Raw genomic sequence first — 7,976 nt, 5'->3', positions numbered from 1 at the left:
AAATTTGAATGTTCAACAGACCTTAGATAAAGTCATTTTACGCACTTTTATTTGTTATTATCTTGTATAATTATTACTCGACAATTTTTCTAAATTAATATAATAGTCATATTTATATCGTTTACATTTTACGATGTAGCTGTTCTCGAGTATGTAATCATATGTATAAACGACAGTCCGTTGCACTCATTGTAACATTGATAGTTGTCACACTTTTAGTATTAATGATCAGTGATGATGAAACTGGCAACCCCGCTGCCACCACCAACGACAGCTATTCTGCTGACAATACAGTAAACGGTACTCATATTCTGACAGATGGTTGTAGGGACTCAAAAAAAACTAAACGGCACTTATTGGAGGAAGTCATCTCGGAATTTTTTGATGGTGACTTTAGTGAAGCTGGTAAAAAACTGGCTTTTTTAAATATGTTTAGTTTAAATGCATGTGATGGATACTCAGAGATGCCTAAAGTAACTCCAAACATAGATGACAATATTGAGATTGAGATTGAAAAAGATAGTGAGATCCTTCTTGAAACAGTCATTCTGCCGCCTATTGAAACAGGTGCTGAAGACGATAATATCATCACGTTTGATAGCCATTTACATAACTTCCCATTAGCCTTTAATACGTGGAACGATACTTATCAGTTCAATCATGATATTCCTCATCGGGGTTATCAAGTTTTTTATATGCATTCAGATAATCCATCGAAGGTAATAGAAAGAGGGTACGTCACAGGAGTGGCAAAAAAATATAGTTGGAGTAACTTTAAAAATATACCATCAGAAAAATTCATGGCATATTGGGTAGGCTCGTTAAGCGTACCTGAATCGGGGTTTTATCAAGTTTTGATGAGTAAAAGTCACTCTAGGGCACGGGTGCTTATCGATAAACATATTATCATTGAGGACAACAAAGGCGGTGATGATATGCAAAAAGTATATATACCAGCTGGTAATCATATTGTCGAAGTTGAATACCGCAATGGCTGGCATACAACAGATGTGGCAATGGATATCAGTCCTATGGATAATGTTAAACAAGCTGAAGACCCAAATCAAATTTTATCCACCATCAAGCAGCGATACCCAGATGTTGTAGCATTATACGCTGGTGTTTATGAGGCGGATAATCAAGCTGTCGTGCTAGATATACCAGCTATATCCAAACCGGTAGTATTATACTTAAGCTCTTATGAGGCCATTAAATGGCAAATAAACAATACTCGTAATACCAACATAGTAGGAGTTGTTTACGTAAGCTCTCATAAAGGGTCGCAAGTCCAAGGTCTCACACAACAAAGTGCTATCATAAACGCCGATATAAAGAATTTTGGTTATAAGAACAATATAGTATGTCACTGCAATCATGATGGCTATCAATGCAATGTGAAAGCTGCTCATGTAGCGGGTGATATCAGCACAGGTAACCCATACCAAAAATACGGTATTGATATCATCCAGTTTGTAGGCAGTTATTCTACTGATTATTTCACTTTTCAACCCTATAGCGGTGAATGTGCTACTGTAAGTTCTATCACAACCAAAAAGTAATAGGATATGTTATGAGTCAAGACAATAATAAATATGTACCGCCTAAGATTTGGACACAAGATAAAGAAAGTGGTGGTAAGTTTGCTAGTATTAATAGCCCAATAGCTGGCGCGCGTCATGATAAAGAATTACCTGTGGGCAATGCGCCATTACAGTTATATTCGTTAAATACACCAAATGGCGTCAAAGTAAACATACTATTAGAAGAATTGGCTGAGCTTGGTATCAAAGGCGCTGAATACGATGCCTATAAAATCGATATCTCAGAAGGCGATCAGTTCGGTTCAGGCTTTGTCGCCATAAATCCTAACTCAAAAATCCCTGCTTTGGTCGATCACTCTAATAATGAGTCTGTTGCCTTGTTTGAGTCTGGTGCTATCTTAATGTATTTAGCAGAAAAGTTTGGTCAATTTATACCGTCGTCACTTGGCAGAGCACGGGCAGAATGTCTATCTTGGGTGATGTGGCAAATGGGTAGCGCGCCTTTCTTAGGTGGTGGTTTTGGACACTTTTATGCATACGCACCTGAACCACTTGAGTATCCAATCAATCGCTATACGATGGAAACTAAGCGTCAGTTAGATGTACTCGATAAGCACTTAAAAGATAATAAATACATGTGCGGTAATGACGAGGCTGATTATAATATTGCGGATATGCTTATTTGGTCGTGGTATGGTCAGCTAGTGCTCGGTAAGCTCTATAATGCTGCAGAATTTTTACAAGTAGATAGCTATATCCATGTAAAGCGTTGGGCAAATATGGTTGCTGAGCGTCCAGCCGTTAAGCGTGCCGTAGAATTATCATTAAAACCCATCGAATAAATAAGCTGAGTAATAATATTTGTCTATAGCAAGGCTTGTTTTATTCTTAAGCCATGACAGCAGCGCTTTACCTGTTTGCAAGGCGAGAGCTATGCTCGAGTGGAGGGCAATACTACATTTGAATATTTAACAGACCCTAGCCTCATTAAATCAATATGGGTATTAGGGTTGCTCTGTACTTATATATGTTTACATTGATGTAATCATAGACTTTTGCGTTTACATAATAGTACATTATTATGATGGACAGAAACATTAATACGCTAATATAGCAGGGACTATCTTATTAGTAGTTGTTTATATAATATCTATTAATAAGTAATGATTATTAAGAGTGATAACTAAAAATGGGAAAAGCAAGCACTGAAAATAGCTAGTGTTCGCCGCAATATTGACCACACTTAGATAAAAGTTGTTCAGAATTATCAAGATAGAAGTACTTATCAGTTATGACAATTCAACGGCATGATTCACTTAAGATATAATGTTAAAAAAATAAAAAAGACACATTCATGATAAAAAATAAAATACGATTATCACTGTTTACAGCTATCAGTACTGCTTTAGTTAGTACAGCAAGTTTGGCAAATACAGGTGCTGAGCTGACCAGTCAAGATTGGCAAGTTGTTTGTGACAACACTCGAACATGCCGATTGGCAGGCTATCAAGCAGAAAACAATAGCGAATTCCCTATATCTATATTACTCACACGCCGCGCAGGGGCAAATGCTAGTGTGGACGGCAAAGTTAAAATTGGGGGTGCGAAAGATAGCTCCTCTAAGGCCTTGATGCAATTGGGCAACCGTCATCGTATATCATTGTTTATCAATGATAAAGATCATGGTGAAACCAAACCATTTTCGACTACAGCAGGTAGTGCTGAGCTTACTGAAGCACAAGTGACAGCATTGTTAGAGGCACTAACCAAATCCAGTAATATTGAGCTAGTACTACGCAACTCACGTTGGCAGCTATCTGATAGAGGCGCCAATGCCGTTATGCTTAAAGCAGATGAAGTCCAAGGACGAGTAGGAACATCAAGCGCCCTTATTAACCGTACTGATGCAGTTAAATCTAACAGCAGTGTATTATCACCAAAATCTGCCCCAGTTTTACGCTTTGTCATGCCTAAGCCAAATGCAGTGGCAAGTAATAAGAAAAAGTTTGTGATGAAGTCCTCGCAACTGGCAGCATTGATGAAAGAAACCATGAAAGATGCTGACAGTGACTGCCCAAGCTTATCAGATAAATCACCATGGCAAGTTAATCGTCTAAATGGCTCACAATTAATAGCCCAGCATGATTGTTGGACGAGTGCTTACAACAAAGGCTCAGGTGTTTGGGTCATCAATGATAGTAAACCTTATAACCCAAAATTAGTGACCACTGATGCCACTAGTTATGACAAAGGTAAGATAAGCTCTGTACAAAAAGGTCGAGGTATTGGTGACTGCGTAACCAAAATCGACTGGATATGGACAGGAAAGACATTTGAAAAAAGTCATGAAGGTAGCACTGGGCTGTGTCGTATGATTGAAGCTGGTGGTGCGTGGCAATTGCCTACTTATATTACAGATGTCAAAACAACACAATAAACCAGAAGTTTAAGATAGCCAAGGTTATTTTTATGGTTATCAAAAAAAAGGTACAGATGTAATTTTATTGTGATATACTACGTCGCCACGTTAGCTAGGGCTTTCGTGAATTATGAGATTGATAACATCGCCTGCGATTTTGGGTCTAGGATGACCATAAGTAATTGTTGCCGATGATTTTGTGTACTTAAATAACATTTAATAGCACTGCTAGTTATTTTTGACTCATATCTTATCTACTGTTCCATTATTATGGATTAGATTGGTTGTTATTAGCGTTTATTTGCTTTGGATAAAGCATTAATAATATGCCTATATCAGACAAGGATAAGACACTCGGCACTACCACCAAAATACGTCAGACAGCACGAACGCATTTATTATAGAAACGACAGTTTTATTGGCTGAGTTTCTGACTACCGACACAATTATGTGGCTCGGTAGTTCTTTAATAAAAGCGGCGTGGTGAACGGTTATCAGTGGTATGCATCAAGCTTGCTGAATGTACAGCAGCTTATACTTACCAAGGATTACTATGACTGACATCTTATCTACAATCGCCGCTGAAAACGGCATCATCGAAAATACTGACACCCCAAATACTGATGCTCAAGCGGCTACTCCTGACGCTGCTGAAGAAAAAATCACTTTTGCTGAACTTAATATTGCCAAGCCGATTCTTACCGCGCTTGATCGCAGTGGTTATACCAATCCCACACCTATTCAAGAACAGGCTATTCCTTTTGCTCTAGCAGGCCGCGATTTATTATTATCAGCACAAACGGGTAGTGGTAAAACAGCCGCATTTGTCATCCCAGTACTTGATCGTTTAAGCCGTGCCACTAGCTTTGATAAACTAACCAAAGCACTTATCCTAACACCAACGCGTGAGCTTGCTCAGCAAGTACATGATAGTGTGCGTACTTATTCTAAAGATATGCGTGGTCTCTTCTGTGTACCATTGGTTGGTGGGGCACCATATAATGGTCAGATTACAGCGCTAAGAAAAGGCGTTCAGGTAATCGTAGCAACACCTGGTCGTCTATTAGATCATATCAAGGCTGGCCGTGTTGATTTATCAAATCTTGAAGTGCTAGTACTTGATGAAGCTGATCGCATGCTAGACATGGGTTTTGCAGATGATATCAGTGATATCTTGAGCGCAGCACCGACCGATCGTCAAACCATCATGTGTTCTGCAACTTGGGATGGCCCAGTAGGTAAAATCGCTGCTAGCTTCACTAAAAACCCTGAGCGTGTATCTATCAAAGTTGAATCAGCGCACATCGAAGAAAAAGTATACTACTGTGATGATTTCGATCATAAAAACAGATTGCTTGACAAAATTGTTTGCCAAAAAGAAATGGATCAAATCATTATTTTTGCTGCAACTAAGCGCAGTACTGAAAAGCTAGCAAAACAGCTACAAGAAGCTGGTCATAAAGCAAGCTTCCTACACGGTGATTTGCCACAGAGCAAGCGTAACCGTATTGTTCAAGACCTGCGTAATGGCAAATGTAAAATTCTAGTGGCAACTGACGTTGCTGCACGTGGTCTAGATGTACCAGCTATCTCGCACGTCATCAACTATGACCTTCCACGTCAGACTGAAGATTACGTCCACCGTATCGGTCGTTGTGGCCGTGCTGGTCGTACTGGTGTTGCTATCAGCTTATGTAGCATGGATGATCGTCCACAACTAGCTGCTATCAACCGTTACCTAGATCGTAAGATGGAAGTGTGTGTCATCGAGGGTATGGAAGCTAAGAAAACTTACGTACCTAGCGAAAACAAAGGTCGTGGCCGTGGTCGTGGTCGTGGTCGCTCTAACGGCGGCGGTGGTCGTGGTCGTTCAAGTGGTGGTTATGCTGGTCGCTCTAACGGTGGTGGTAATGGTCAAGGCCGTGGTCGTTCAAGCGATAGTGCTTCAACTGGTCAACGTGCTAGCAATGACAGTGGTTATAAAGGTAAGCCAAATGAGCGTTCAGGTGGCAAGCCTTATCAAGGTAAACGTACTGGTGGTCCTAGCCGTAGTGATGGCAATGGTGTTCCACGCGGTGATCGCGCTGCATCTGGTCGCGGTCGTCCAAGCGGTAGCCAAGGTCGCCCAGCAGGTCGTTCTGACAGCCGTGGCCAAGGTCGCTCAAACGGTGGCAACCGTGGTAACAACTCGTAATAACGCTATTATTAACGGTTAATAAATGGTTGAATAAGACCGATTAATTTAATCGCATGACATCGTATAATTCGGCATCAAAAAGCCAGATACTTGTTATCTGGCTTTTTTGTGTCTAATGATTTGGCATTTGCCATTGCGTGACTTTTTTTGCTTGTCTATACTGGCAGGTTTTTATCTTCTGCATTGGAGCTATGGGATGCTAGACCTCTCTCATTTAGCAATTGATAGTCTGCCATTGGCTTTTGGCGTTATTATGGCCATTATCGGTTTGGTGTTTTATACCCAAGGGTTACCTGGCAAGTTCTGGCAGCGGTTTTATGCCGTACTACCAGGTATTGTTTTGTGCTGCTTTATACCAGCCACTTTAAATAGTTTGGGTGTATTTGCTGATGGTGTTGGCTCACAGATTTATGGCTTCACTGCCACGTACCTACTACCAGCCAGTTTACTGCTGATGACACTGTCAATGGATGTGCCAAAAATATTAGGCTTAGGCTGGAAAGCCATTGCTATGTTCTTTGCGGCCAGTATCGCTATTATTATTAGTGGTCCTATCAGTTTGGGCGTGGCTAAATGGATATCACCTGCGATGTTTACCGATGATACTTTATGGCGTGGGTTTTCGGCAGTGGCAGGCAGTTGGATCGGCGGGGCAGCCAACCAAGCAGCGATGAAGGAGCTATTTGGAGTCAGTGACGATTTATTCGGTATGATGATTTTGGTGGATGCGACCAATGCTTCGCTATGGCTATTGGCCATACTGGTGATGGCAAAACACAGTGACAAGATAGATCGGTTTTTGCGAGCGGATACCAGCAGTATCGATAAGGTCATTAAAGCGGTCGAAAGCTATGATCGCGATCATGCCCGGCCAGCAACTATCAACGATTTGATGGTGATGTTTGGATTATGCTTTGCCATGGTTGGGGTCGCGCACTTTGTTGGTGGACAAATTGCAGGTTTTTTTGCGCCATACAAATGGGCGGTACAGTATAGCTTTGCCAGTTCATTCTTTTGGATGGTGGTCATTATTACATTAATAGGCGTGATATTTTCTTTTACCAAGATTCGCAGGCTTGACCATGTTGGTGCCTCAAAAATCGGTACAGTATTCATTTTTATACTAATTGCTGCTATTGGTATGCAAATTAATTTGGCTGGTATTGTCTCACAATGGCGATTACTGCTTATCGGTCTGTTATGGATGAGTATTCACGTCGTGATTATCTTTGCTGTTGCTAGAATGATACGAGCGCCATTTTTCTTTTTGGCGGTTGGGTCTAATGCCAATACTGGCGGCGCATCATCAGCGCCAATTGTGGCCACGGCATTTCACCCCTCACTTGCGCCAGTGGGAGTGTTTTTGGGTATATTAGGCTATGCGGTTGGGACGTTTGGTGGTTACATCAGCACGCAATTAATGAGGTTGGTGGTGACTTGAAAATAAGATTTTAAGTCACACAATAAAACCAATGAACCCGCTACGAATATATATCATAGCGGGTTCATTGGTTTTACTATCTTCAACGCTAGGACTTATTAGCCGAACACTTTTAAACGTTCATCTACAGGCTTAAACGCCTTGTCACCTGCGGGCTGCTCGATCGCACCAAATACCATTTGTGCAACCAATTCCCAGTTCTTGTCCACACTCCAAGCATCAGCAACTTTGCTATCAATGATAGGATTGTAATGCTGTAAGTTTGCACCGATATCTAAACTGGACAATGCCATCCAGATCATATACTGATGCATGGCACTGGTATGTTCAGACCACACTGGGAATTTGTCAGTATATAACGGTGCCGCTTCTTGCAAA

General features: G+C 41.0%; 5 protein-coding genes and 1 pseudogene. 5 read left to right on the top strand and 1 reads right to left on the bottom strand.

Features of this window, described 5'->3' with window-relative positions; all coding sequences use genetic code 11:
* The first annotated feature begins 224 nt into the window (after positions 1 to 224).
* The 5 genes from ACT3RN_RS13350 (at position 225) to ACT3RN_RS13330 (ending at position 7,598) form a co-directional block, all read left to right on the top strand.
* Complete coding sequence (locus tag ACT3RN_RS13350) at positions 225 to 1,559, top strand: hypothetical protein (protein ID WP_444518709.1); 1,335 nt, start codon at positions 225 to 227, stop codon at positions 1,557 to 1,559.
* Positions 1,560 to 1,570: 11 nt separating this feature from the next.
* The gene (gene yghU / locus ACT3RN_RS13345; protein WP_192519231.1) at positions 1,571 to 2,383 is read left to right on the top strand and encodes a glutathione-dependent disulfide-bond oxidoreductase; all 813 of its coding nucleotides are present in this window, start codon (positions 1,571 to 1,573) and stop codon (positions 2,381 to 2,383) included.
* A gap of 512 nt (positions 2,384 to 2,895) precedes the next feature.
* Complete coding sequence (locus ACT3RN_RS13340; protein ID WP_192519232.1) at positions 2,896 to 3,978, top strand: DUF1176 domain-containing protein; 1,083 nt, start codon at positions 2,896 to 2,898, stop codon at positions 3,976 to 3,978.
* Between the two features lie 535 nt (positions 3,979 to 4,513).
* Complete coding sequence (locus ACT3RN_RS13335; protein ID WP_192519233.1) at positions 4,514 to 6,154, top strand: DEAD/DEAH box helicase; 1,641 nt, start codon at positions 4,514 to 4,516, stop codon at positions 6,152 to 6,154.
* Between the two features lie 199 nt (positions 6,155 to 6,353).
* The gene (locus ACT3RN_RS13330) at positions 6,354 to 7,598 is read left to right on the top strand and encodes a DUF819 family protein (protein ID WP_192519234.1); all 1,245 of its coding nucleotides are present in this window, start codon (positions 6,354 to 6,356) and stop codon (positions 7,596 to 7,598) included.
* 98 nt (positions 7,599 to 7,696) lie between these two features.
* On the opposite strand, the pseudogene ACT3RN_RS13325 reads toward ACT3RN_RS13330, so the two are convergent.
* A pseudogene (locus ACT3RN_RS13325) lies at positions 7,697 to 7,976 on the bottom strand (nitroreductase family protein); the annotation flags it as partial.

It is taken from the genome of Psychrobacter sp. AOP5-GZ1-6 (assembly GCF_052376345.1).
GTDB lineage: Bacteria > Pseudomonadota > Gammaproteobacteria > Pseudomonadales > Moraxellaceae > Psychrobacter.
The sequence above is the reverse complement of the archived record's forward strand: the minus strand, read 5'-3'. Positions and strand labels throughout refer to the sequence as shown.

Excerpts from the sequence above, each read along its gene's own strand:
- ACT3RN_RS13350 (WP_444518709.1), top strand. The coding sequence starts at position 225 with ATGATCAGTGATGATGAAACTGGCAACCCCGCTGCCACCACCAACGAC.
- yghU (WP_192519231.1), top strand. The coding sequence starts at position 1,571 with ATGAGTCAAGACAATAATAAATATGTACCGCCTAAGATTTGGACACAA.
- ACT3RN_RS13340 (WP_192519232.1), top strand. The coding sequence starts at position 2,896 with ATGATAAAAAATAAAATACGATTATCACTGTTTACAGCTATCAGTACT.
- ACT3RN_RS13335 (WP_192519233.1), top strand. The coding sequence starts at position 4,514 with ATGACTGACATCTTATCTACAATCGCCGCTGAAAACGGCATCATCGAA.
- ACT3RN_RS13330 (WP_192519234.1), top strand. The coding sequence starts at position 6,354 with ATGCTAGACCTCTCTCATTTAGCAATTGATAGTCTGCCATTGGCTTTT.